The organism is Salinivibrio sp. AR647 (genome assembly GCF_001995415.1).
Lineage (GTDB): Bacteria > Pseudomonadota > Gammaproteobacteria > Enterobacterales > Vibrionaceae > Salinivibrio > Salinivibrio costicola.
Map to the genome: position 1 here is coordinate 1 of NZ_MUFE01000016.1, position 25,675 is coordinate 25,675.

Annotated in this window: 23 protein-coding genes; 15 read left to right on the forward strand and 8 right to left on the reverse strand. The window is 50.4% G+C overall.

Going from position 1 to position 25,675, the window contains the following annotated elements:
• From BZG76_RS14540 to rpoC, 9 genes are all read left to right on the forward strand, one after another.
• On the forward strand, positions 1-415 hold a 415-nt coding region (locus tag BZG76_RS14540; protein ID WP_338013086.1), incomplete at its 5' end, for an EF-Tu/IF-2/RF-3 family GTPase.
• Between the two features lie 222 nt (positions 416-637).
• Entirely contained in the window at positions 638-1,009 is a 372-nt protein-coding gene (secE, locus tag BZG76_RS14545; RefSeq protein WP_025744448.1) for a preprotein translocase subunit SecE, read from the forward strand.
• 11 nt (positions 1,010-1,020) lie between these two features.
• The gene (nusG, locus tag BZG76_RS14550) at positions 1,021-1,566 is read left to right on the forward strand and encodes a transcription termination/antitermination protein NusG (protein ID WP_025744447.1); all 546 of its coding nucleotides are present in this window, start codon (positions 1,021-1,023) and stop codon (positions 1,564-1,566) included.
• A 122-nt stretch (positions 1,567-1,688) separates the two neighbouring features.
• Positions 1,689-2,117, forward strand: coding sequence for a 50S ribosomal protein L11 (rplK, locus tag BZG76_RS14555; RefSeq protein ID WP_025674743.1), 429 nt, complete (start codon positions 1,689-1,691; stop codon positions 2,115-2,117).
• Positions 2,118-2,121: 4 nt separating this feature from the next.
• A complete protein-coding gene (gene rplA / locus BZG76_RS14560; protein ID WP_025744446.1) occupies positions 2,122-2,826 on the forward strand; it encodes a 50S ribosomal protein L1 in 705 nt (234 codons plus the stop codon).
• Between the two features lie 227 nt (positions 2,827-3,053).
• On the forward strand, positions 3,054-3,542 hold the full coding sequence (gene rplJ / locus BZG76_RS14565) for a 50S ribosomal protein L10 (RefSeq protein WP_025744445.1): 489 nt from the start codon (positions 3,054-3,056) through the stop codon (positions 3,540-3,542).
• A 57-nt stretch (positions 3,543-3,599) separates the two neighbouring features.
• On the forward strand, positions 3,600-3,968 hold the full coding sequence (gene rplL, locus BZG76_RS14570) for a 50S ribosomal protein L7/L12 (protein ID WP_025744444.1): 369 nt from the start codon (positions 3,600-3,602) through the stop codon (positions 3,966-3,968).
• Between the two features lie 231 nt (positions 3,969-4,199).
• The gene (gene rpoB / locus BZG76_RS14575; RefSeq protein WP_025744443.1) at positions 4,200-8,225 is read left to right on the forward strand and encodes a DNA-directed RNA polymerase subunit beta; all 4,026 of its coding nucleotides are present in this window, start codon (positions 4,200-4,202) and stop codon (positions 8,223-8,225) included.
• An 83-nt stretch (positions 8,226-8,308) separates the two neighbouring features.
• The gene (gene rpoC, locus BZG76_RS14580) at positions 8,309-12,523 is read left to right on the forward strand and encodes a DNA-directed RNA polymerase subunit beta' (protein WP_077461881.1); all 4,215 of its coding nucleotides are present in this window, start codon (positions 8,309-8,311) and stop codon (positions 12,521-12,523) included.
• A 143-nt stretch (positions 12,524-12,666) separates the two neighbouring features.
• Here the strand turns inward: rpoC and BZG76_RS14585 are convergent, their stop codons facing one another.
• The gene (locus BZG76_RS14585; RefSeq protein WP_025744442.1) at positions 12,667-13,152 is read right to left on the reverse strand and encodes an Rsd/AlgQ family anti-sigma factor; all 486 of its coding nucleotides are present in this window, start codon (positions 13,150-13,152) and stop codon (positions 12,667-12,669) included.
• A 144-nt stretch (positions 13,153-13,296) separates the two neighbouring features.
• On the opposite strand from BZG76_RS14585, the gene nudC reads away from it, so the two are divergent.
• Both nudC and hemE read left to right on the forward strand, forming a co-directional pair.
• The gene (gene nudC / locus BZG76_RS14590; RefSeq protein ID WP_077461882.1) at positions 13,297-14,067 is read left to right on the forward strand and encodes an NAD(+) diphosphatase; all 771 of its coding nucleotides are present in this window, start codon (positions 13,297-13,299) and stop codon (positions 14,065-14,067) included.
• A 253-nt stretch (positions 14,068-14,320) separates the two neighbouring features.
• Positions 14,321-15,385, forward strand: a complete 1,065-nt coding sequence (hemE, locus tag BZG76_RS14595; RefSeq protein WP_025744440.1) for a uroporphyrinogen decarboxylase — start codon at positions 14,321-14,323, stop codon at positions 15,383-15,385.
• A gap of 31 nt (positions 15,386-15,416) precedes the next feature.
• Here hemE and BZG76_RS14600 read toward each other — a convergent pair whose 3' ends face one another.
• Positions 15,417-16,322 (reverse strand): D-2-hydroxyacid dehydrogenase, encoded by a 906-nt coding sequence (locus BZG76_RS14600; protein WP_077461883.1) that lies wholly within the window; start codon positions 16,320-16,322, stop codon positions 15,417-15,419.
• A 91-nt stretch (positions 16,323-16,413) separates the two neighbouring features.
• Here BZG76_RS14600 and BZG76_RS14605 point away from each other — a divergent pair, with 91 nt between their 5' ends.
• Complete coding sequence (locus tag BZG76_RS14605) at positions 16,414-17,004, forward strand: YjaG family protein (RefSeq protein WP_077461884.1); 591 nt, start codon at positions 16,414-16,416, stop codon at positions 17,002-17,004.
• Between the two features lie 58 nt (positions 17,005-17,062).
• Here the strand turns inward: BZG76_RS14605 and BZG76_RS14610 are convergent, their stop codons facing one another.
• Positions 17,063-18,151, reverse strand: a complete 1,089-nt coding sequence (locus tag BZG76_RS14610) for a CNNM domain-containing protein (RefSeq protein ID WP_077461885.1) — start codon at positions 18,149-18,151, stop codon at positions 17,063-17,065.
• A gap of 223 nt (positions 18,152-18,374) precedes the next feature.
• On the opposite strand from BZG76_RS14610, the gene hupA reads away from it, so the two are divergent.
• Together hupA and BZG76_RS14620 are read left to right on the forward strand one after the other, a co-directional pair.
• Positions 18,375-18,647, forward strand: a complete 273-nt coding sequence (gene hupA, locus BZG76_RS14615) for a nucleoid-associated protein HU-alpha (RefSeq protein WP_021024119.1) — start codon at positions 18,375-18,377, stop codon at positions 18,645-18,647.
• 60 nt (positions 18,648-18,707) lie between these two features.
• Complete coding sequence (locus BZG76_RS14620) at positions 18,708-19,382, forward strand: DUF1481 domain-containing protein (protein WP_077461886.1); 675 nt, start codon at positions 18,708-18,710, stop codon at positions 19,380-19,382.
• Positions 19,383-19,529: 147 nt separating this feature from the next.
• Here the strand turns inward: BZG76_RS14620 and purD are convergent, their stop codons facing one another.
• On the reverse strand, positions 19,530-20,825 hold the full coding sequence (purD, locus tag BZG76_RS14625; RefSeq protein ID WP_077461887.1) for a phosphoribosylamine--glycine ligase: 1,296 nt from the start codon (positions 20,823-20,825) through the stop codon (positions 19,530-19,532).
• A 21-nt stretch (positions 20,826-20,846) separates the two neighbouring features.
• Entirely contained in the window at positions 20,847-22,436 is a 1,590-nt protein-coding gene (purH, locus tag BZG76_RS14630; RefSeq protein WP_077461888.1) for a bifunctional phosphoribosylaminoimidazolecarboxamide formyltransferase/IMP cyclohydrolase, read from the reverse strand.
• A gap of 270 nt (positions 22,437-22,706) precedes the next feature.
• On the opposite strand from purH, the gene zntR reads away from it, so the two are divergent.
• Positions 22,707-23,132, forward strand: coding sequence for a Zn(2+)-responsive transcriptional regulator (zntR, locus tag BZG76_RS14635; RefSeq protein WP_394329759.1), 426 nt, complete (start codon positions 22,707-22,709; stop codon positions 23,130-23,132).
• An 89-nt stretch (positions 23,133-23,221) separates the two neighbouring features.
• On the opposite strand, the gene fis is transcribed toward zntR, so the two are convergent.
• From fis to prmA, 3 genes are all read right to left on the reverse strand, one after another.
• Complete coding sequence (gene fis, locus BZG76_RS14640; protein ID WP_021024113.1) at positions 23,222-23,518, reverse strand: DNA-binding transcriptional regulator Fis; 297 nt, start codon at positions 23,516-23,518, stop codon at positions 23,222-23,224.
• 22 nt (positions 23,519-23,540) lie between these two features.
• Positions 23,541-24,506: a tRNA dihydrouridine synthase DusB gene (gene dusB, locus BZG76_RS14645; RefSeq protein ID WP_021024112.1), complete on the reverse strand. Its 966-nt coding sequence runs from the start codon at positions 24,504-24,506 to the stop codon at positions 23,541-23,543.
• Between the two features lie 229 nt (positions 24,507-24,735).
• Positions 24,736-25,623, reverse strand: coding sequence for a 50S ribosomal protein L11 methyltransferase (gene prmA, locus BZG76_RS14650; protein WP_077461889.1), 888 nt, complete (start codon positions 25,621-25,623; stop codon positions 24,736-24,738).
• Positions 25,624-25,675: the final 52 nt, after the last annotated feature.

Genomic DNA, 25,675 nt, shown 5'->3' on the forward strand with positions numbered 1-25,675 from the left:
TGGTGTTGAAATGTTCCGTAAGCTTCTAGACGAAGGCCGTGCGGGTGAGAACGTTGGTGTTCTTCTGCGTGGTACTAAGCGTGACGAAGTTGAGCGTGGTCAAGTACTGGCGAAGCCTGGTTCAATCACTCCGCACACCAAGTTCGAATCAGAAGTATACGTACTAGGTAAAGACGAAGGCGGCCGTCATACGCCGTTTTTCAAAGGTTATCGTCCACAGTTCTACTTCCGTACAACTGACGTGACCGGTACTATCGAACTGCCAGAAGGCGTTGAGATGGTTATGCCTGGTGACAACATTAAGATGGTTGTAACGCTTATCGCCCCAATCGCGATGGACGAAGGCCTACGTTTCGCTATCCGTGAAGGTGGCCGTACTGTAGGCGCTGGTGTTGTTGCCAACATCGTTGAATAATGATTTGACGAAACACTAGTAAAAAGGGCATCATTTGATGCCCTTTTTCTGCGTTTGACACTCCTATTGGCGTGATTTTCGCCACTAGTGGTCGGTCAGCGCGGACTTTAGTGATCGTATCACCCTCTAACGAGAGATAAGATCACCACGTGCCTTGCAGAATACTGACCGTATGCTGTTATAGGCACTGCCGTCTATGTAGACTTGTTACAGGTAGAATGTATGAAAGCGAACGCTGAGACCCAATCCGGTTCGATGGACATCCTCAAGTGGGGTGTTGTTTTTGTCCTATTGGCCGCAGCCGTGGTAGGGAATAGCCTGTACAGTGATGTGTCTGTAGTAGTGCGAGCTGCTGCTGTAGTGGTGTTGGTTGCCGCTGCTGGCGGTGTGGCTGCACTCACGATGAAAGGAAAAGCTGCGATCACGTTTGCACGCGAATCGCGTATGGAAGTGCGTAAAGTCATTTGGCCTACGCGCCAAGAGACTTTGCAAACCTCTCTCATCGTTCTGGCTGTTACTGTCGTTATGGCGCTCATCTTGTGGGGCGTTGACGGAATCATGGTCCGTCTAGTCCGCCTAATCACTGGCGTGTGAGGTAAAAGTACATGAGCGAAGCTCCCAAAAAACGTTGGTATGTGGTTCAGGCTTTCTCTGGTTTTGAAAGCCGTGTGGCGCAATCATTGCGCGAACATATCAAGATGCACGAAATGGAAGACTATTTCGGGGAAGTATTGGTGCCAACCGAAGAAGTGGTTGAAATGCGCCAAGGTCAACGTCGTAAAAGCGAACGTAAATTCTTCCCAGGTTATGTGCTCGTCCAAATGGTGATGAACGATGAGTCGTGGCACCTAGTACGTGGTGTGCCACGTGTGATGGGCTTTATCGGCGGCACCTCTGATCGCCCAGCTCCAATTTCTGATAAAGAAGCGGACTCTATCCTCAATCGCCTTGAAAAAGCGAGCGAGTCTCCGGTGCATAAAACTGTATTTGAAGCAGGTGAAGTGGTACGCGTTACTGAAGGCCCATTTGCAGACTTTAACGGCGTGGTTGAACAAGTCGACTACGATAAAAACCGCCTTAAAGTTTCAGTGTCTATCTTCGGCCGTGCAACACCGGTAGAGCTTGAATTTGGCCAGGTAGAAAAAACCTGATCAAAAAAGCACCGCTAACGGTTGGCAAGGGCGCGAAATTTGACTATAATTTCGCGCCCTTTTGTTAAACGGGAAGTCTGTCGCAAGATAGACGTTAGTACCCAAAATTAGGTAATTGAATAATGGCTAAGAAAGTACAAGCTTACATCAAGCTGCAGGTTGCAGCGGGTGCAGCTAACCCATCGCCACCGGTTGGTCCTGCTCTAGGTCAACACGGTGTGAACATCATGGAGTTCTGTAAAGCGTTTAACGCGAAGACTGAATCTATCGAGAAAGGTCTACCAACTCCTGTTGTTATCACTGTATATAGTGACCGTTCTTTCACCTTCGTAACCAAGACCCCACCAGCGGCGATTCTGCTTAAGAAAGCAGCCGGTGTTAAGTCTGGTTCAGGTCGTCCGAACACTGAAAAAGTGGGTACCGTTACTGACGCTCAGATCCAAGAGATCGCAGAAACCAAAGCGGCAGACATGACGGGTGCGGACGTCGAAGCGATGAAACGCTCCATTGCGGGTACTGCCCGTTCAATGGGCCTGAACGTAGAGGGTTAAGACAATGGCTAAAATGACTAAGCGCATGCGCGTAATCCGCGAAAAAGTTGATGTGACCAAAGAGTACGACATCAACGAAGCCGTTGCTCTACTTAAGGAACTGGCGACTGCAAAATTTGTTGAAAGTGTTGATGTTTCTGTCAACCTTGGCATCGATGCACGTAAATCAGACCAAAACGTTCGTGGTGCAACTGTACTGCCGAACGGTACTGGCCGTGATATCCGTGTTGCAGTATTCACCCAAGGTGCGAATGCAGACGCTGCGAAAGAAGCGGGTGCAGATATCGTGGGTATGGAAGATCTTGCTGAGCAAGTGAAGAAAGGCGAAATGAACTTTGACGTTGTCGTCGCTTCACCAGACGCAATGCGCGTTGTTGGCCAGCTAGGTACTATCCTAGGTCCACGCGGCCTGATGCCAAACCCGAAAGTAGGTACTGTAACGCCTAACGTTGCTGAAGCGGTTAAGAACGCGAAAGCAGGTCAGGTTCGTTATCGTAACGATAAGAACGGTATCGTTCATACTACTATCGGTAAAGTAGACTTTGACGCTGACAGCCTAAAAGAGAACCTTGAAGCGCTGTTGGTTGCACTGAAGAAGGCGAAGCCAACTTCAGCAAAAGGTACTTTCATTAAGAAAGTTAGCCTGTCGACCACTATGGGTGCTGGTGTTTCATTAGACCAGAACTCTTTGGACGCAAGCGTTAACTAATTGCGACAAGCGAGCGAGTAGTTTATACTCTCTCGCTTGGCAATTTTATGGCTGAGTTTGCTGCGGCAAACTTCGTCCAAGACCGTAGGTGTTCATAGCGAACTTAATCTCTCCTACGTAGACGGTGCCAGAACATGATAGATTTTCGTCTTTCTTGGATCTGCACCGTAAAAGCTCTCTCTACGCTATGTGGGGAGTGGTGTTAAACAATCCAGGAGCAAATCCAAATGGCTTTAAACCTTCAAGACAAAAAAGCAATTGTTGCTGAAGTCAACGAAGCTGCCAGTGGTGCCCTGTCTGCAGTAGTTGCTGATTCTCGCGGTGTAACCGTGGATGCGATGACTTCTCTACGTAAACAAGCGCGTGAAGCGGGCGTTTTCATGAAAGTTGTTCGTAATACACTGGCTCGCCGTGCAGTTGAAGGCACAGACTACGAGTGTCTGAAAGACACTTTTGTTGGCCCAACTCTGATTGCGTTTTCTAACGAGCACCCAGGTGCTGCTGCGCGTCTTTTTAAAGACTTCGCTAAAGAAAACAACGAGTTTGAGGTTAAATCTGCTGCATTCGAAGGCGTGATCACTGACCCAGAGGTATTGGCGACACTGCCAACGTACGACGAAGCAATTGCACGCCTAATGATGGGCTTGAAAGAAGCTTCTGCCGGCAAGCTGGTTCGTACTATCGCCGCTGTTCGCGACCAAAAAGACGCGGCCTAATTGCCCGCTTAATCTGGTTGCTTAATCCTTTTATTGTTGACTTTAAAGAGAATTGTTATGTCTATCACTAACGAGCAAATCCTAGACGCAATTGCAGATATGTCTGTAATGCAAGTTGTTGAGCTTATCGAAGCTATGGAAGAAAAATTCGGCGTATCAGCTGCAGCAGCAGTTGTTGCTGGTGGTGCTGGCGAAGGCGCTGCTGTTGAAGAGCAAACCGAATTTGACGTTATCCTAACTGAAGCTGGTGCGAACAAAGTATCAGTAATCAAAGCGGTACGTGGCGCAACTGGTCTAGGCCTGAAAGAAGCGAAAGCGCTTGTTGACGGCGCGCCAGCACCTCTGAAAGAAGGTGTTGAGAAAGAAGAAGCTGAAGCGCTTAAAGCTCAGCTAGAAGAAGCTGGTGCTTCTGTTGAAGTTAAGTAATTTATACTTAATTTCCTAGCCTGAAAGGGCATTGGCTGGTGGCTAGAAAGCCACCGGCCTTTTTGCGCTGTAGGGCAGTAGTGAAATTTCCACCCCGTTTTATCACTGCTGACCATGCAAAAAAGATCAAAGCACGCGCTTTGATTTTCCTACACTAAACGGTGGTTGTTTAGTCACTGTCCTTGTTTTATCGGACAGTTTGGGTCACTTATCAGCGAGCTGAGGAACCCTATGGTTTACTCTTATACCGAGAAAAAGCGTATCCGTAAGGATTTTGGTAAGCGTCCTCAAGTTCTGGACGTGCCATACTTGCTGTCGATCCAGCTTGAATCTTTTAAGAACTTTATCGAGCAGGATCCAGAAGGGCAATACGGTCTTGAAGCTGCCTTTCGCTCTGTTTTTCCAATTCAGAGCTACAACGGCAATTCCGAGCTGCAATACGTTAGCTATCGTCTCGGTGAGCCAGTTTTCGATGTCAAAGAATGCCAAATTCGTGGCGTAACCTATTCGGCCCCACTGCGCGTGAAACTGCGCTTGGTGATGTTTGATAAGGAAGCCCCGGCTGGTACCGTAAAAGACATCAAAGAACAAGAAGTCTATATGGGCGAAATTCCGCTCATGACTGAAAATGGTACCTTTGTCATCAATGGTACTGAGAGGGTTATCGTATCCCAGCTGCACCGTAGTCCGGGCGTCTTTTTCGACAGCGATAAGGGTAAAACCCACTCCTCAGGAAAAGTGCTATATAACGCACGCGTGATCCCATACCGTGGTTCATGGTTGGATTTCGAATTTGATCCTAAGGATATCGTATACGTTCGTATCGATCGTCGTCGTAAGCTGCCGGCTTCTATTATTCTGCGTGCGCTGGAATACACAACTGAAGAGATCTTGGATCTATTCTTCGAAAAAGTCGTTTTCGAAGTGAAGGGCAAATCTCTGGTGATGGAGTTGGTGCCTGATCGTCTACGTGGCGAAACGGCAAATTTCGACATTGAAGCCGACGGTAAAGTTTACGTTGAGCAAGGCCGTCGAATTACCGCGCGTCATATCCGTCAGTTGACGAAAGATAACGTTGATCACATCGAAGTGCCGGTGGAGTATATTGCGGGCAAGATTTCTGCACGTGAATATATCAACCAGGAAACTGGCGAAGTGATTGTCTCGGCTAACCAAGAGTTAAGTCTGGAGACACTGGCGCAGTTGTCGCAAGCAGGTCACAAACGTATCGAAACCCTGTTCACTAATGACCTGGATCACGGCCCGTACATGTCAGATACCCTGCGTATCGACAATACAACGGATCGCTTGACGGCGTTAGTTGAAATTTACCGCATGATGCGTCCTGGTGAGCCACCAACGCGTGAAGCGGCAGAGCAACTGTTCGAAAGTCTGTTCTTCTCAGACGATCGCTACGACCTATCATCTGTGGGTCGTATGAAGTTTAACAGCTCTCTGGGTCGTGATGATCTGACTGGCCCAGGCGTTCTGAGCAAAGAAGACATTATCGAGGTGATGCGTAAACTCATCCATATCCGAAATGGTATTGGTGAAGTTGATGACATTGATCACCTGGGTAACCGCCGTATTCGCTCTGTGGGCGAAATGGCAGAAAACCAGTTCCGTGTAGGTCTAGTACGTGTAGAGCGTGCAGTAAAAGAGCGTTTGAGCTTGGGCGATCTCGACAGTGTGATGCCACAAGACTTAATTAACGCTAAGCCTATCTCTGCGGCAGTTAAAGAGTTCTTTGGCTCTTCACAGCTGTCACAGTTTATGGACCAAAATAACCCGTTGTCAGAAGTGACGCACAAACGTCGTATTTCTGCATTGGGTCCAGGCGGTCTGACGCGTGAGCGTGCAGGTTTCGAAGTGCGTGACGTTCATGCCACCCACTACGGTCGTCTGTGTCCGATTGAAACACCGGAAGGACCGAACATCGGTCTGATTAACTCACTGTCTGCCTTTGCACGTTGTAATGGCTACGGCTTCCTAGAAACACCTTACCGTAAAGTCGTTGACGGTAAAGTGACCGATCAAATTGATTATTTGTCAGCGATCGAAGAAGGTCACTACGTGATTGCGCAGGCGAACGCTGCGTTGAACGAAGATGGCTCCTTCACTGATGAACTGATCACCGCGCGTGAAACCGGTGAGTCAGGCTTGCACCCACGTGATCATGTCCAGTACATGGACGTTGCGACCAACCAGGTCGTATCGGTGGCAGCCTCACTGATCCCGTTCCTTGAGCATGATGATGCTAACCGTGCCTTGATGGGCGCGAACATGCAACGTCAGGCGGTGCCGACACTGCGCGCGCAAAAGCCGCTCGTGGGAACAGGTATCGAGCGTAATGTGGCGGTTGACTCGGGTGTGACAGCGGTAGCGAAACGCGGTGGTACCATTCAGTCGGTCGACGCATCACGTATCGTGGTGAAAGTGAATGAAGATGAGTTGGTATCAGGCGAAGCGGGTATCGATATCTACAGCTTGGTGAAATACACACGTTCAAACCAGAACACCTGTATTAATCAGCGTCCAACTGTGATGCCAGGCCATGAAGTCGCCAAAGGTGACGTCTTGGCTGATGGACCATCAACCGATTTGGGTGAACTGGCACTCGGCCAGAACATGCGCATCGCGTTTATGCCGTGGAATGGTTATAACTTTGAGGATTCCATCCTTATTTCTGAGCGTGTGGCTCAGGAAGATCGTTTAACCACTATTCACATTCAAGAGCTTTCTTGTGTGGCGCGTGATACCAAGCTGGGCAGTGAAGAAATTACCGCGGATATTCCAAACGTGGGTGAAGCGGCACTGTCTAAGCTGGATGAATCTGGGGTTGTGTATATCGGGGCCGAAGTCAAAGGCGGCGATATCATGGTCGGTAAAGTGACGCCAAAAGGCGAAACACAACTGACGCCAGAGGAGAAGCTACTACGAGCAATCTTTGGCGAAAAAGCCTCTGACGTAAAAGATTCATCATTGCGTGTTCCTAATGGTGTATCTGGTACGGTTATCGATGTGCAAGTCTTTACTCGCGATGGCGTTGAAAAAGACAAACGTGCACTCGAAATCGAAGAAATGCAGCTGAAAGAAGCCAAAAAAGACCTAACCGAGGAGTTCTCTATCCTTGAAGGTGGTCTGATGGCACGTGTTCGCACACTGCTTTCTCAAGCCGGTTACACTGATAGTCAATTAGCCAGCATGGATCGTCAGACCATGTTGACGCAGACACTAGACGACGAAGCACAGCAAACGCAGCTAGAGCAGCTTGCCGAGCAGTACGACGAAATCAAAGCTGACTTTGACAAGAAATTTGACACCAAACGTCGCAAGATCACCCAAGGTGATGACCTTGCGCCAGGCGTGTTGAAGATCGTTAAAGTGTACCTTGCGGTTAAACGTCGCATCCAGCCAGGTGATAAAATGGCTGGTCGTCACGGTAACAAAGGTGTTATCTCGAAGATCAACCCGATCGAAGATATGCCTTACGACGAATCTGGTGAACCCGTCGACTTAGTGCTGAACCCGTTGGGTGTACCTTCGCGTATGAACATCGGTCAGATCCTAGAAACACACTTGGGTCTGGCAGCGAAAGGGATTGGTGACAAGATCAACCGCATGCTCAAAGAGCAGCAAGAACTAGCGAAATTCCGTGAGTTCTTGCAGAAGGTTTACGATCTCGGTGATACCCGTCAGAAAGTGGACATTAGCCAACTGACTGACGAAGAAGTACGCACCTTAATCGGAAACCTGCGTGATGGTCTGCCGACAGCGTCTCCTGTCTTTGACGGTGCGCCTGAACCAATTGTTAAAGAACTACTGAAATTGGGCGATCTGCCTGAGTCTGGTCAGCTTGACTTGTACGATGGCCGCACTGGTGAGAAGTTTGAGCGTCCGGTAACCGTGGGTTACATGTACATGCTGAAACTGAACCACTTGGTTGACGACAAGATGCACGCCCGTTCAACCGGTTCTTACAGCTTGGTGACGCAGCAACCGTTGGGTGGTAAGGCACAGTTCGGTGGTCAGCGCTTCGGTGAGATGGAAGTTTGGGCTCTGGAAGCATACGGTGCTGCCTATACCCTACAAGAAATGCTCACCGTGAAGTCGGATGACGTTAATGGCCGTACTAAGATGTATAAAAACATCGTAGATGGCGACCATCGTATGGAGCCGGGCATGCCGGAATCTTTCAACGTATTGCTGAAAGAAATCCGCTCGTTGGGTATCAACATCGAGCTGGAAGACGAGTAAGCCTCGAGCTACTCTCTCCGGTAAGAATATGAAGGCGCTGCCTGTCAGCGCCTTTATGGGTCAACTCCTCACAGGAGCCGATTGTGAAAGACTTACTTAAGTTTCTGAAAGCACAACATAAGACCGAAGAATTTGACTCGATCAAAATCGGTCTTGCCTCACCGGACATGATTCGTTCATGGTCGTTTGGTGAAGTGAAAAAGCCAGAAACCATCAACTACCGTACCTTTAAGCCTGAACGTGACGGTTTGTTCTGTGCACGTATCTTTGGCCCGGTCAAAGACTATGAGTGTCTTTGTGGTAAGTATAAGCGCCTCAAGCACCGCGGCGTCATTTGTGAAAAATGTGGCGTTGAAGTCACTCAGACCAAAGTGCGCCGTGAGCGCATGGGTCACATTGAGCTTGCTTCTCCTGTTGCCCACATTTGGTTCCTGAAGTCGCTGCCATCGCGCATCGGCTTGTTGATGGACATGCCACTGCGTGACATCGAACGTGTGCTTTACTTTGAGTCGTATATTGTTATTGAACCAGGCATGACCAGCCTAGAGCGCGGTCAGATGATGTCTGAAGAACAATATTTAGACGCACTCGAAGAGTGGGGCGACGAATTTGACGCGCGCATGGGCGCAGAAGCAGTCAAAGCACTGCTCGCGAACATGGATCTGTCGGTTGAGACAGAGCAAATGCGTGAACAGCTCGAAGAGACGAACTCTGAGACCAAGCGTAAGAAGATCACCAAGCGTTTGAAGCTGGTTGAGTCCTTCTTACAATCAGGTAACAACCCTGAGTGGATGATTTTGACCGTGCTGCCTGTGTTGCCGCCCGATCTGCGTCCATTGGTCCCGTTGGATGGTGGTCGTTTTGCGACCTCGGATCTCAACGACCTGTACCGCCGTGTGATTAACCGTAACAACCGCTTGAAGCGTCTACTTGATCTTGCTGCGCCAGATATCATCGTGCGTAACGAAAAGCGTATGCTGCAAGAGTCTGTCGATGCCATGCTGGATAACGGCCGTCGTGGTCGTGCCATTACCGGCTCGAACAAGCGTCCGCTGAAATCACTGGCCGACATGATCAAAGGTAAGCAGGGGCGTTTCCGTCAGAACCTGCTGGGTAAACGTGTTGATTACTCTGGCCGTTCGGTGATTACCGTGGGTCCATACTTGCGTCTGCATCAGTGTGGCCTGCCAAAGAAAATGGCACTAGAGCTGTTTAAACCGTTTATCTACGGCAAGCTTGAGACTCGTGGTCTAGCGACTACTATCAAAGCCGCTAAGAAGATGGTTGAGCGCGAAGAAGCGGTCGTATGGGATATCTTGGATGATGTCATCCGTGAACACCCAGTGATGCTTAACCGTGCACCAACACTTCACCGTTTGGGTATCCAAGCGTTTGAACCTGTGCTTATCGAAGGTAAAGCGATCCAGCTGCACCCGTTGGTGTGTGCGGCGTATAACGCTGACTTCGATGGTGACCAAATGGCTGTTCACGTGCCGCTAACGCTGGAAGCTCAGCTGGAAGCGCGTGCGTTGATGATGTCAACCAACAACATTCTGTCGCCAGCGTCTGGTGACCCTATCATCGTTCCGTCGCAGGACGTGGTATTGGGTCTCTATTATATGACCCGTGAAAAGGTCAACGGCAAAGGCGAAGGCATGTACCTGGCTGGTCCAGGTGAAGCAGAAAAAGTATACCGTACCGGTCATGCTGAACTGCACAGCCGTGTAAAAGTACGTATCAAGCAAATCGACATCGATGAGATGGGTACACGCACGGAAAAAGTGTCCTTGGTGGATACCACCGTGGGCCGTGCCATGCTGTGGACCATTGTTCCTAACGGCTTGCCGTATGACTTGGTGAACCAGCCATTAGGTAAAAAGCAAATTTCTAACTTGCTAAACACCTGCTACCGCAAGCTGGGTCTGAAAGATACCGTTATCTTCGCTGACCAAATTATGTACACAGGTTTTGCGTATTCAGCGCTGTCGGGCACGTCTGTCGGTATCGACGACATGGTGATCCCACAAGCGAAGTACGACTTGATCGAAGCTGCTGAAGCTGAAGTCGCGGAAATTCAAGAGCAGTTCCAGTCAGGCCTAGTGACGGCCGGCGAGCGCTATAACAAAGTGATCGATATCTGGGCGGCCGCGAACGAACAAGTTGCCAAAGCGATGATGGATAACCTGTCTACCGAGACAGTGATTAACCGTGATGGCGAAGAAGAAACGCAAACATCGTTTAACAGCGTCTACATGATGGCTGACTCAGGTGCACGTGGTTCTGCCGCGCAGATCCGTCAGCTAGCGGGTATGCGTGGTCTGATGGCGAAGCCGGATGGCTCCATCATCGAAACGCCAATCACGGCGAACTTCCGTGAAGGTCTGAACGTACTTCAGTACTTTATTTCAACGCACGGTGCCCGTAAGGGTCTGGCGGATACGGCACTGAAGACCGCGAACTCAGGTTATCTGACGCGTCGCCTGGTCGATGTCGCGCAAGACGTGGTTGTGACCGAAACCGATTGTGGTACCCAAGGCGGTATCCACATGATGGCGGTTATCGAAGGTGGTGACGTTAAAGAAGCCCTGCGTGAGCGTGTTCTAGGCCGTGTTGTGGCAGAAGATGTGCTCAAGCCTGGCTCGGAAGAAGTCCTGGCACCACGCAACACGCTGTTGGACGAAAAATGGTGTGACATTCTTGAGCATCATTCCGTCGATAAAGTGAAAGTGCGTTCTGTTGTAACCTGTGAAACCGACTTTGGTTGTTGTGCCAACTGTTATGGTCGTGACCTGGCACGTGGTCACCTGGTTAATCACGGTGAGTCTGTCGGTGTTATCGCAGCACAGTCTATCGGTGAGCCTGGTACACAGCTGACCATGCGTACGTTCCACATCGGTGGTGCAGCATCGCGTGCAGCGGCAGAAAACAACATCCAGGTGAAGAACAAAGGTTCTATGCACCTGCACAATGCTAAATCTGTTACCAACAGCGACGGTAAGCTCGTGATTACCTCGCGTGCGACAGAAATGACCATTGTTGATGAGTTTGGCCGTACCAAAGAAAGCTACAAAGTGCCTTATGGTGCAATCCTTGGCAAGCAAGACGGCGAAGCCGTGGTAGCCGGTGACGTAGTCGCTAACTGGGACCCACACACCATGCCAATCATCACTGAGGTAGAAGGTAGCCTTCGCTTCGTTGATATGATTGATGGCGCGACCATGCAACGTCAAACTGACGAGCTAACGGGTCTGTCTTCTATCGTGGTCATGGATGCCTCGGAGCGTCCAACATCCGGTAAAGACAAGCGTCCTGCGGTGAAGCTGGTGGATGCGCAAGGTAATGATGTGATGGTACCGGGTACTGATATGCCGGTTCAATACTTCTTGCCAGGTAAAGCCATCGTGCAACTGGATGACGGTGCGAGTGTTGGCATTGGTGACACCCTAGCGCGTATCCCGCAAGAAAGCGGCGGTACCAAGGATATCACCGGTGGTTTGCCTCGCGTTGCTGACCTGTTTGAAGCGCGTAAGCCGAAAGAGCCAGCGATTCTGGCAGAGATCACCGGTACGGTGTCCTTTGGTAAAGAAACCAAAGGCAAGCGTCGTCTGGTTATCACACCAGAAGAAGGTAAAGCGTACGAAGAGATGATTCCAAAGTGGCGTCAGCTCAACGTCTTCGAAGGTGAAAAAGTCGAGAAAGGTGATGTGATCGCAGATGGTCCAGAATCACCACACGACATCCTACGTCTGCGTGGTATCCATGCGGTGGCGGAATACATCACCAACGAAGTACAAGACGTTTACCGTCTGCAAGGCGTTAAGATCAACGATAAGCACATTGAGACGATTGTTCGTCAGATGCTGCGTAAGGTGACGATTAAGTCTGCAGGTGATACTGAGTTCTTGGAAGGCGAGCAGGTTGAATACTCTCGTGTCATGATTGCTAACCGTGATCTTGAAATCGACGGTAAGCAGCCGGCTACATTTGGCCGTGATCTCTTGGGTATTACCAAAGCATCGTTGGCGACTGAGTCCTTTATCTCAGCGGCTTCGTTCCAAGAAACCACGCGTGTGCTGACAGAAGCCGCGGTGGCAGGTAAGCGTGATGACTTGCGCGGTCTGAAAGAAAACGTGATCGTGGGTCGTCTGATCCCAGCCGGTACTGGCTTCGCGTATCACAAAGACCGTCAAGCTAAGCGTGCAGAGCCAGAACAGCCAGTCGCTCCTCAGGTCGATGCAGAGCAAGCATCACAAGACCTAGCGGCGTTGCTTAATGCGGGCTTGAACGACGACAGCTAAGCGAGTGAAATAATTAGCGCGATAAGCTAAGTCGAATAAAAAGGCATCTCTTCGGAGATGCCTTTTGTTTTTGTGTTCATTCAGCGCACAAAAAACGCCGCATCTCAAGAGGCGGCGTTTCTATTGATATTAGGTGATGCGTTTTAGGCGCCCGGCGGGTGAGCCAGACTGTCAGCAATCAATCGAATTAAAGTATCTTCCAACTCAAAACGTTGCTCAAGCCACTCACCAATCGCAGACATATCTTGGTCAAAATCGGTGGCGTCATAATCTTCGTCGTCCAAGTCTACCGCACTGAATTTATCATTAAAGTCTAACAGAGGGTCTGTCGTATCAACGATGCGATAATAAAGGTTATCGGTCTCTTTCGTCGCCGCGAACCCTGTTGACTGCCAACGCTCCATGACCATGTTGTAGATCTTGAAGTGGCCGGTCGAGATATAGTCGACAAGATGATCACAGAAATTATCGAGTTCTGCTTTTGTTGGCAGCGATTGTTTTTTTTTGGCGGCCACGCCAGCCACATTGTAATACTCCACCAATAATTGGCGGCGTAACTCAAGCCAGTAATCAATAACCTCGTCGTAACCGCTCCATTGGGCTTTGGTACGTTCAAGTTTTCTCAGCATGATCGGTGTCCTCGTGATCGATCAGCGAATGAATGGCACTATATAAGGCCGGCTGAAAATTAACGGGCTGCTCAATCCTTTGCATCACGTTATGAAACTAGATTGCCAGTATTCAAGTGTAGCTGCAAGGCTAAGGAAGTGACCATGTCTCAGAATCAAAAAGCCGTCTATGTATGTGTAGTTAGCAAGAGCAAACTTTGGCTGCCAGGTGGTCAATTGCCATGTATGCCCTTGTCGCAGCTGCCGTTTGCTGGTGGTGATACAGTGACTGTCGGTGACTATCAGCAGACACCGGTGGTGGGGGTATTTAATTGTAACGCCATGCTTCCCGATGACGAGATGGCAGGCTTTCGGGACTTACTCCCCTATCTGTCAGCGGACTTATTTGCGTTAGTCGGGCGGGTCATCCAGCTCGATCATATGCGCCATCAGCAAGCATTTTGTGGTTGCTGTGGTCAGCGTACGGAATTTAACGCGCAGGCGGTAGCGATGTGGTGCTCAAGCTGCCAGCGTCATGATTATCCACGCGTATCGCCGTGTGTGATTGTTGCCGTGCGCGATGGTAAACGTTTGTTGCTTGCTCAGCACCCTCGTCATAAAACGGGCATGTATACCGTGATTGCGGGGTTTGTTGAGCCTGGCGAAACGCTCGAGCAATGTGTGGCGCGTGAGGTGAAAGAAGAAACGGGCCTATCGATAACCAATATTCGTTACATGGAAAGCCAGCCCTGGGCGTTTCCTTCTAATGTGATGATGGGGTTTCTCGCCGATTATGCCGGAGGGGATCTAAACCCCGACTATGAGGAGCTCACCGATGCACAATGGTTTGATATGGACCAGTTACCGTTAGTCGCACCAACAGGAACGATTGCTCGACGCTTGATTGAGGCCAGCTGCACCTTGACGCAGGCATAAAAAAACCCGGCCGTAGGGGAGCCGGGGTAAGATGCGAACATGTTGTCTTTTGTAGACCTATGTCTTTTGTAGATCTATTGTCTTTTGTAGATCTATTGTCGTTATAGGATGGTTTTACCATGCGGTTAAATCACCAGCAATCGTTCGTGGTCCTTGGGTGGCCGTTTTATGATCCTGTTAACAAAGCTTCGCTTTTGTTGCCATTTTACAGTGATACAATGACGGCCACTTTTCGCACACAGGTTTAAACACAATGACCGAATTGAAAAACGATCGTTATTTACGCGCCCTTTATAAGCAACCGGTAGATTGCACGCCCGTGTGGATGATGCGCCAAGCGGGTCGCTACCTTCCTGAATATCGAGAATTACGTGCGCAGGCGGGTGACTTTTTGTCGTTGTGTAAAAATGCGGAATTGGCCTGTGAAGTGACCATGCAGCCGTTGCGTCGCTTTGATTTGGATGCCGCTATCTTATTTTCAGATATTCTCACTATTCCTGATGCAATGGGATTAGGGCTGTACTTTGAAACGGGAGAAGGCCCCAAGTTTTCTCGTCCCATCACCTGTAAAGCGGATGTCGATAAAATCGGTATGCCCGATCCCGAAGGGGAATTGCAATACGTGATGAATGCGGTGCGCACTATCCGCAAAGAATTGGCGGGTGAAGTTCCCTTGATTGGCTTCTCTGGCAGTCCATGGACACTGGCAACTTACATGGTAGAAGGTGGCACCTCTAAAGCCTTTACCAAGATCAAAAAGATGATGTATGCCGAGCCGCAGACGTTACACGCCTTACTCGACAAGCTCGCCGACAGTGTGATTAGTTATCTAAACGCGCAGATTAAGGCGGGTGCGCAGTCTGTCATGGTCTTTGATACCTGGGGTGGCGTGCTAACGCCGCGCGATTACAATGACTTCTCTTTGCAGTATATGCAGAAAATTGTCGACGGTCTGATCCGAGAGCATGACGGGCGCCGCGTGCCAGTGACCTTGTTTACTAAAAATGCGGGTATGTGGTTGGAACGCATTGCCGCGACCGGGTGTGATGGTGTTGGGCTTGATTGGACCATTAACATGGCTGATGCCAAAGCACGGATTGGCGACAATGTTGCTCTACAAGGTAATATGGATCCGTCGATGTTATATGCCAGCCCTGAGCGCATTCGCCAAGAAGTCTCGACGATTTTGGAAGGTTTCGGTGAAGGGACTGGCCATGTGTTTAACCTCGGCCATGGCATTCACTTGGATGTCCCACCTGAGAATGCAGGCGTCTTTATTGATGCGGTACATGAATTATCTAAGCCTTATCACCGCTAACGATCACGCTCGCCAATCGGCGAGCGTTTGTTTAATACCCTTTGTTAAAATCGACCTGATGAGCCAGCGGCTTACCGGCATGCCAACGGCGATAATTATCTGCAAAAAGCTCAAAAACTTGTTCGGGAAAACTAACGGCAGCAATATGTGGGGTAATGTGAACACGAGGATGCGCCCAAAAAGGATGCGCTTGAGGTAACGGCTCTTGCTGCATCACGTCCAATACGGCTAAGCGCAGTTTTTTCTCGTCCAGGGCCTTAATGAGCGCAGATTCATCGACCGTTGCGCCGCGACCGACATTAATAAACAAGAGGTCTTGTGCGTATTGCCAAAAATCAGCATTCACGTATTGGGCCGTTTCCGCTGTTGCGGGCAGTGTACTGACTAACACATCGACCTCGCCTAGCCGCTGACGCAGCACAGTCAGCGTCATGGTGTGCTCAAACCCCTCGACAGCACGCCCATCTTGGTTGGTGCCCAGCACGTGCATCCCAAACGCATGAGCCACGGTGGCAATATGCTGACCAATGGCGCCCGTCCCCAGAATAGCCAGTGTTTTTCCACGTAACGACGTGTAGTCGTGCGGTTGCCAAAGACGTTGCGCTTGCTGGTCTGCATATTGAGTAATATGTCGTGTTTCGTTGAGCAAATAGCCGAAGACGTATTCGGCCATTAAGTCACCAAAAATGCCTCTCACATTGGTTAATTGATAGCGTCGATAAGGTGCGTTGATCAGGGCGTCGATACCGGCGAATGTTGATTGTAACCAGCGGAGCTGATCGCCATAGCATAATTGAGGCGCCGCCAGTGGCGGATCGGCGAGCCAGATAGTGGCTTGATCGGGGCGATCCACGACGGTGAGTTTAGGTAGTGTGGCGTTATGCAGTAACCGGAGATAGGTCTCGGCATGCTCGCTGATAACGTAAACTTTATCCACAAAGGCTCCTTTTTATGCTGGGGGGAATCGAGTACACTGCCCTCATTGACCGAGGACGTTTGTCCTTCCCGCTATTAAAGATCAATTAGCTATGTTACGAAACCCTTTACAACTGCGTTTGGAAAAATGTGAGAATTGGCAACATATTAGTTTTATGGCTGCGCTGGTGGAGCGTATGGTGCCAAACTACGCGCTTTTCTGTGCGCAAACAGAATTTGCCGACCCGCAAGCGTTTCGCAATATTCTCGATGCGGTTTGGGAATCGCAAACGGTCAAAACGGCTAAAATTGACTTTGAGCGTCAATTAGAAAAGCTCGAGCCATTGATCCCTGTGGCTGATGACGATGCCATCTATCTGACGTATCCGGCGATTGATGCCTGTATTGCCTTGTCTCAGCTTCTTCACGCTTTGTTAGATCGTGATGAAATCTTGCCCATTACATTAAAAGTTTCTCAGCAGTCGGTCCTCAGTGTTGCCCAGCTTGAAGAAGCACAAACCGGTGAAACGGTAACCGATGACAATCAAAAGGCGTTTGAGGCGGTTTGTGAGGAATGGGATGCCCAGTGGGCAATCTTCCGTGTGCTGAAAAGTGCCGAAAGTCGTGATGTGGAGATGCTCAAAGGCATCCGGCAAGAGCTTCGAGAAGCTGGCGTGAGTAATCTAGGGTTGCGCGCTGAGTAAGCGTAAATTGCCAAAACGTTAGTAAGAACAGAAAGGCGGCCTAGGCCGCCTTTTCGAGTTATGACTCATCGGTATGTCGTTGTACCGGTGGCTCGTCATCGTCTTGGCTTTCAATCATATTATGCTGCTTCTTCCAGGCGTCCCAGCGCTGATAAGCCAGTTGCTGCATGTCCGTCACGGTGTCCGCCTCATCAATGATTTCTCTTCCGGTGAGATACTCAAAAATGTCTTCGAGCGTGATAATCCCTTGTACCGTGCCGTATTCGTCGACAATCATCGCCAATTGAGCGCGGCGAATCATTAAAATATCAAATGCTTGTAAGACCGTATTACCGGGTAAGATCACCGCGAGTGGACGCATCAAGTTGCCTAACCGTGTTTGTCCTGCCCCTTCGGTTTTGACTTCATAGATATTGGATTTGTGGACAAACCCCAAAATATCGTCGCGCTGCTCACCGTAGACAAGAGGACGTGAGAAGGGGCAATCGCCATGTTCCTCGAGAAAGGTGTTAACATCCATGTCGGCGGGGACACGAAATAATACGGGGCGTGGCGTCATAAGCTGAGTGGCAGGAAGATCGCGTAATTTAAGCATGTTATTGAGCATTTGCGTTTCATCTTCGCCCATTTCGCCACTTTCAGATGCCAGCATTGCCATCGCTGAAATTTCGTCACGCAGTTTGACATGCGTGGTATCCGCGCTCAGCCGCTTGGTGATTTGTTCGGACAGCCAAACAAACGGCGTTAATGCCCAGACCATCCACTTTAGAATGACGGCGGCACTGGGTGCCAGTTGAGGCCAGAAATTGGCGCCAATGGTTTTAGGAATGATTTCTGATAAAAGAAGAATCGCCAGTGTAAGAACGGCGGAGAATACCCCGACCCAAGCATCACCAAATACATGGGCAGCTTGCGCGCCTGCACCGGCGGCTCCAACGGTATGCGCAATGGTATTCAGTGTCAGAATGGATGCGAGTGGCCGATCAATATCTTTTTTAAGCGCGTTGAGCCGCTCTGCGGCTGGATGACCTTGGTTTCTTAGATTGGCAATATAGCTCGGTGTGATACTCAGCAAAATAGCTTCCAGTACTGAGCAGATGAAAGACACACCAATTGAAAGCGAGATAAAAAGGATCAGAATGAGCATAAATTTCCGAAGTTAAAAGTCAGTCAACACTCTAAAGATCAGGCCATTGGCGGGCGTTTACAACCTTTCAACTGAGAAAAAACGCAACAAATTGTGAGTTCGCGCTCAGTTTGTGGTTAAAGAGCCTCCATACAGCCACACAGAGCGCCACAAACCTTTGCCAGCCGGGCTTCTTTTGAATTAGAGTGACTTCGTCTCTAAAAAACCTAGAAGGGAAGACATAATGAACAAGACCCAACTGATCGACCTGATCGCAGAAAAAGCAGAACTTTCAAAAGCACAAGCGAAAACCGCTTTGGAAGCGACTTTAGGCGGTATTGAAGGCGCTTTGAAAGAAGGCGAGCAGGTACAACTGATTGGCTTCGGTACGTTTAAATTGAACCACCGTGCAGCACGCACAGGTCGCAACCCACAAACGGGTCAAGAAATTCAAATTGCGGCAGCAAACGTACCTGCGTTTGTCGCGGGTAAAGCGTTAAAAGACGCGGTTAAATAAGCGTTACTGCTCATGTCGCCATAGCCTTCTCGCTATGGCGTTTTTGTATGTGGACTCGTGATGCGTTCTAAATTTTGGATAGTCGCGTTGATGGCCATCCTGGTTGGGTGCTCAAGTGGGCAGCCTTCCAAGCCGGTTACGCATATGACCGCCGCTTCCGCCGGCGATTATCGCGCTGTTTACTGGTTGGATAGTCAGCAAGGGCAGGTAATTGGTTTAGCCGAGCAGGTGTGGCAGGGCGATTATGGTCGTTATCGTAGCGAGTATGTCTGGCGAGACGGCAGCTTGCGTGCAATCAAACGAGAGGGCACACAGCTGGCGGGCGCCGCATTAGCTCCCTTCTCTATCTATGTTCGATTTGATGCCAGTGGTGAGCCTGTCTTTCAGCGCTATCAGCAAGATGAAACCTTACTCCCCTTGAGTAGCGCGACACTGACCCGCCTTTATCAAGAAGCCAATCAAGTACAGCAGCAAGCAAAGACGCAGTTGTCACGTGATGTATCAGTGTGGCAAGCGCAGCGTCAGGGCGACCGTTGGGTCGATTGTCGTGGCGATACCCAACGTTGGACATTTTCTGACACGATTGATCCCAGCGTGGTTTCGCAGATAAGTCAGCCCGGCACCTTTGTGGTAGCAGGTGGCGATTCAGGTATCCTACGCGATAACATCGACTTTCTTGTATATGTCGATAATAACAAAGCCTGTTTGCAGCGCCCTCGCTTACTTGACGAATAAAAGCTCGATGCATAGACGCTCGATGAACAAAACCCTATCGAAGCAAAAAAGCTCGTCGACACGTAAAAACCGCGGATATAAAAAATGCGCCTTGGTGGCGCATTTATCGGGTCTGGCTTGCTGGATGCGGCATGCCGCGATGTAACATTAAGTCGATAAATCGGCCTTTTCGCGAGATACCGCGCGGTGGGCGATGTCACTGCGATAAAAGCAGCCTGGCCAGTAAATCATAGCGGCAAGCGCGTCAGCGCCTTGTTTGGCGGCTGTTACCGTCTCTCCCAGTGCCGTTGCACAGAGTACACGCCCGCCAGATGTGACAATGTCGCCGTTGTTGAGCGCAGTACCGGCATGAAACACTTTGGCGGTATCGCTATCGGTAGGCAGCCCAGTAATACGATCGCCCTTACGATAGTCTCCTGGATAGCCACCTGCGGCTAAAACCACGCCGACGGCTGCACGTGGATCCCACTGAGAATCGACTTTATTGAGGCGTCCTTGCGTGCCAGCCAGGCAAAGCTCCACCAAGTCAGATTGCAAACGCATCATAATCGGTTGAGTTTCCGGATCGCCAAAGCGACAGTTAAACTCAATGACTTTTGGCGTCCCATCGGCGGCGATCATCAATCCTGCGTATAAAAAGCCGGTATAGGGCGCACCATCCGCATACATCCCTTTGACGGTGGGCATAATCACCTCGTCCATCACGCGTTGGTGAATGGCGTCGGTGACCACAGGGGCGGGCGAGTATGCACCCATACCGCCGGTGTTGAGGCCGGTATCGCCTTCACCTGCGCGTTTATGGTCTTGGCTGGTGGCCATTGGCAACACATGCTCACCATCCACCATGACGATAAAGCTTGCTTCTTCGCCTTGCAGAAATTCTTCGATGACCACGCGGTGGCCCGCTTCACCAAAGGCATTGCCCGAGAGCATATCGCGCACGGCCTCAGTCGCTTCTTGCTCGGTCATCGCCACAATGACCCCTTTGCCAGCGGCAAGGCCGTCGGCTTTGACCACAATGGGCGCGCCTTTTTCCGCGATGTAGGCCAGTGCAGGCTCCACCTTGGCAAAGGTTTGGTAGTCAGCGGTGGGAATGCCGTGGCGCGCTAAAAAGTCTTTGCTGAACGCTTTAGACCCCTCAAGTTGCGCGGCCGCTTGGGTAGGACCAAAGATGGCTAAGCCGTGCTCACGGAAGGCATCGACCACGCCCAACACCAAGGGCGCTTCAGGACCGACGATGGTTAAATCAATCTGTTGCTCGCGGGCAAAAGCCAGCAACCCTTCAACGTCATCAGCTGCGATCGCAATGTTACTCAACTTGTTTTCATGCGCGGTACCGGCGTTTCCCGGCGCGCAATATACGATCTCAACGTTGGATGATTGCGCGGCTTTCCACGCTAGCGCATGCTCGCGGCCACCGCCACCAATTACTAATACCTTCATGTGTTCTCCTTCATCGCCCACTTAGTGGCGGAAATGGCGCATACCGGTAAAGACCATCGCCATGCCATGCTCATTGGCGGCGGCAATCACTTCGTCATCACGCATCGAACCACCCGGCTGGATCACGCAGGTGATCCCAGCTTTTGCCGCAGCATCAATGCCGTCACGGAAAGGGAAGAAGGCATCAGAGGCCATCACACTACCGGCCACTTCGAGCTGCTCATCGCCCGCTTTAATGCCGGCTATTTTCGCCGAGTAGACGCGGCTCATTTGGCCGGCGCCGACGCCGATGGTCATGCTGTCTTTGGCATACACAATCGCGTTCGATTTTACGTATTTTGCCACTTTCCAGCAAAATAGGGCATCGCTTAGCTCTTTGTCTGTGGGCTGACGCTCAGTGACAATGCGCAAATCGTCTAAACCGACCATGCCTTGGTCGCGTGCTTGAACTAACAAGCCGCCATTGACGCGCTTGCTATCCCACCCTGTGGTGCGCGCTTGCCATTGGCCACACTCGAGAAGACGGACGTTTTTCTTTGCCGCAACCGCTGCTTTGGCAGCCTCACTGACGCGCGGTGCGATGATCACTTCGACAAATTGACGCTCAACAATGGCGTGTGCCGTGTTGCCGTCCAGCTCACGGTTAAAGGCAATAATGCCACCAAATGCTGAGGTCGGATCGGTTTGATAAGCGCGCTGATAGGCACTGAGTAAGTCTTCACCGATAGCAACGCCACAAGGGTTGGCGTGTTTTACAATCACGCAGGCAGGCTGTTCAAATTCTTTCACGCACTCTAATGCCGCATCGGTGTCAGCGATATTGTTATAAGACAGCGCCTTGCCCTGCAGTTGGGTCGCCGTGGCCACCGAGGCTTCTTGCGGGTGGGCTTCAGTATAAAAGGCGCCCGCCTGATGGCTGTTCTCGCCATAGCGCATGTCTTGCTTTTTAACCCAATGTTGGGTCAGGGTGCGTGGGAATGGCGACTCTTGGCTGTCTTCTGCGTGATGATAGGCAGGCACTTGGGTACCAAAGTAATTCGCAATCATGGCATCGTAGGCCGCGGTGTGCTCAAACGCGGCAATCGCTAAATCAAAGCGCGTGGCATGTGTCAAAGACTGCTGGTGCTGATCCATCTCGGTGAGCACGCGATCATAGTCTTGGCTGTTTACCACAATGGTGACATCAGCATGGTTTTTCGCCGCTGAGCGCACCATGGTTGGGCCGCCGATATCGATATTCTCGATGGCTTGATCACGTGTGCAATCTGGGTTGGCAACGGTTTGTGCGAACGGGTAGAGGTTCACTACTACCATATCAATCGGTGCGATCTGATGCTGTTCCATCACCGCATCGTCTTGACCGCGTCGGCCCAGAATACCACCGTGAATTTTCGGGTGGAGGGTTTTCACGCGGCCATCCATCATTTCTGGGAAGCCGGTATGCTCGGAGACTTCGGTGACCGCAAGGCCGTTTTCTGCGAGCAAACGGGCCGTGCCGCCGGTCGATAGCAGTTCGACACCGCGTTGGGCGAGTGCTTGGGCAAACTCGACCACACCGGTTTTATCAGACACGCTGAGTAACGCGCGACGAATAGGACGCAGATTTTCCATGGCTTAGTTCTCTTCACTGACAGATTGAATGCTTATCAAAGCCCACCATGGCTAACCACATAGGTAAACTTTATTAAACTGCCAATTGTCAAAGCGGCGCCATTCTATCTGATTTTATTTGCGCAATCGATTGCTATTTGCTGATGGCGACATTTTTATTGTTTTTATCGGGCTGTTGTTGCTTGCCTTGATGCAACGCTGGTCATAAGGGCCCGCCTTTGTTACAAAAAGAGAGTTCATCCAACATGAAAAGGAGCGGTGATGACCAAGTTGCTGCAAATAGGTGAGCTAGCCAAGCACTGTGGTGTCTCCACCGATACGCTGCGTTTTTATGAAAAGTCCGGTCTACTGGCCCCGAGTGCGCGTACAGAGGGGGGATACCGGCTTTATGCCGATGATGCCATTAGCCAAGTCATGTTCATTTTGCGCGGCAAAGAAATGGGATTATCGCTTGATGAAATTCACGAGCTGTCTGACATTCGCGAAGAAGCGACGTTACACACCTGTGCAGAAGTGAAAGGGATCACCCAGCGGCGCCTGAATGAGGTCTCAGAGAAGATAGCCGCGCTAGAGCGGGTCAAGCATGCCCTGACACGTTTAAATGCCGCCTGCTGCGGTATGGACGACGATGACGCGACCCATTGCTCAATATTGGAAACCCTAGCGGACAGTGAAGATTCCAACTCATGCTGTTAAGGAAAGGTGCGTTGCACCATCAGAGAAAACAAAAACGGGCTAACCGATTAACGGCTAGCCCGTTTTATCACAGCTAAACTAATGATTGATTAGTTCATGCCATACTTTTTCAGTTTCTTACGCAATGTACCGCGGTTGATGCCCATCATGGTGGCTGCGCGGGTTTGGTTACCGCGGGTGTATTGCATGATGGTATCCAGCAGTGGCTGCTCAACTTCTGCGAGGACAAGCTCATACAGATCGTTGACTTCCTGGCCATTCAATTGCGCGAGGTAGTTCTTCAAGGACGCTTTTACAGAGTCACGAAGTGGCTTTTGCGTAATTTGATCTTGTGAAGTTACAGTTGTTACTGTCAATGTTTCGGAAGTCAGGTTTTGTTCGAACATATTCTGTCAGCTCTTCTCGTATTTATGCAACGTTGTCGAAGTAGCCTTGCAGCGCATCGATCTGCTGTTGTGCATCTTCGATTGCGTTGAAGGTGCGGCGAAAGTCGCCAATTTGATCATGCTCTTTGAGGTACCAGCCCACGTGCTTTCGGGCAATACGTAATCCTTTGAGCTCCCCATAAAATTGATGAAGCTCTTGAACATGACCCAACAAAATCGTCCTAACCTCTTCTAATGAAGGGGCAGGCAAGTGCTCACCTGTGGTGAGATAGTGGTGGATTTCGCGAAAAATCCACGGGCGTCCCTGAGCAGGGCGACCAATCATTACGGCATCTGCCCCTGTATAGTCGAGAACATACTGGGCCTTTTCTGGTGAATCAATGTCGCCATTGGCTATCACCGGAATCGATACCGCTGCTTTCGCAGCTTTAATGCTGTCGTACTCTGCCTCACCTTTGTACATGCAAGCACGCGTGCGGCCATGCAGTGCAAGGGCTTGGATACCACAATCTTCCGCCATCCGGGCGATCGTTACACAGTTCTTATTGTCCGGATCCCAGCCTGTACGCGTTTTAAGCGTCACGGGAACATCCACCGCGTTTACCGTGGCTGTTAGGATTTGCTCAATCAGATCGGGTCGAGTTAGCAATGCAGAGCCTGCTAGCTTTTTATTGACCTTTTTCATTGGGCAACCCATGTTGATGTCAATCACTTGCGCCCCGTTCTCGACACAAAATCGCGCCGCCTCAGCCATAAGCTCGGGTTCAGCCCCCGCGATTTGCACTGAGCGTAGACCGGATTCGTCAATATGAACCATGCGCTTTTGCGATTTGTTCGTCCGCCACAATGCTGGATTGGATGACATCATTTCACTGATAGCCATACCGGCACCATGCGCAAGGCATAGCTCACGAAATGGTCGGTCCGTCACGCCGGCCATTGGGGCGACGATCAAAGGGACATCCAGGGTGTAAGGTCCGATACGCAAAAGCTCTAAATCCTCTTCAGCCGCTCTGAGTCAGCAAGGGCGCGCATTTTACGCATTTTTGCTGCGTCTGAAAAGGACAATATTTGAGCATTGATGGCTTGATTTTTCTCGCACTTTTTGTATCAGCCGCGTTTCGCTGATTAATCAAGCATTTCAAGTAGCACGTCAACCATGGCTTACCGACAAAAGTTACTTGTGCGGCAAGCTCATAGCGCGACGATCTGACCGATTAAGTGAGCAACTGGCCGCTTATCCGGCACCACTCTTCACGTTCGACGATCGGGTTAATATCGAGACGATCGCGATAGTGATTAGCAACGTCTTCGGCTTGAGAATCGAGAACGCCAGACATCGCTAGTTGACCATTTGGTTTGATCAGCCCTTTGATCACGCCAGAAAGCTCACGGAGTGGGCCAGCGAGAATATTGGCCACGACCACATCTGCTTTCAGATCGGCTGGTTGGTCTTTCGGGAGATACAGGTGCAGTTGATCGGCAACACCATTACGCTCAGCGTTGTCCTTGGAGGCGAGCAGGGCTTGGGGATCGATATCAATGCCAATGACCCGCTCAGCGCCCAGCTTGATAGCCGCAATGGCTAGAATGCCTGAGCCACAGCCAAAATCAATCACGGTTTTTCCGTTTAGATCCAAGCTATCAAGCCACTCCAAACAAAGAGCCGTGGTTGGGTGAGAGCCGGTGCCAAAGGCGAGTCCAGGATCCAGCATCACGTTGACTGCCGTGTCATCGGGGGCCTCACACCAGGTCGGACAGATCCACAGCCGCTCGCCAAATTGAATCGGCTTAAAGTTATCCATCCATGCCCGTTCCCAGTCTTTGTCTTCGAGCTGCTCGATCTTGTGGGCAAAGTTGTCAGCCAGCAATGGGCTCGCGTTTAGTACCGCTAATACGGTATCCATATCGGCTTGTGCATCATACAACGCCATGATGTCAGTTTCGCCCCACAAGCGGGTTTCGCCGGGTAAAGGCTCAAAAACCGGGGTGTCTTTGGCATCAAGGAAGGTCACAGACAACGCGCCGGCTTCTTCCATCAGTAGATCGCCAAGTGCTTCAGCATTGTCGGCATTGGCGTTCAGTTTTAATTGGATCCAAGGCATGGTGAATCTCGTGTCAGGATAAGGAATACTGAAGATTTTATCAGATCAACAC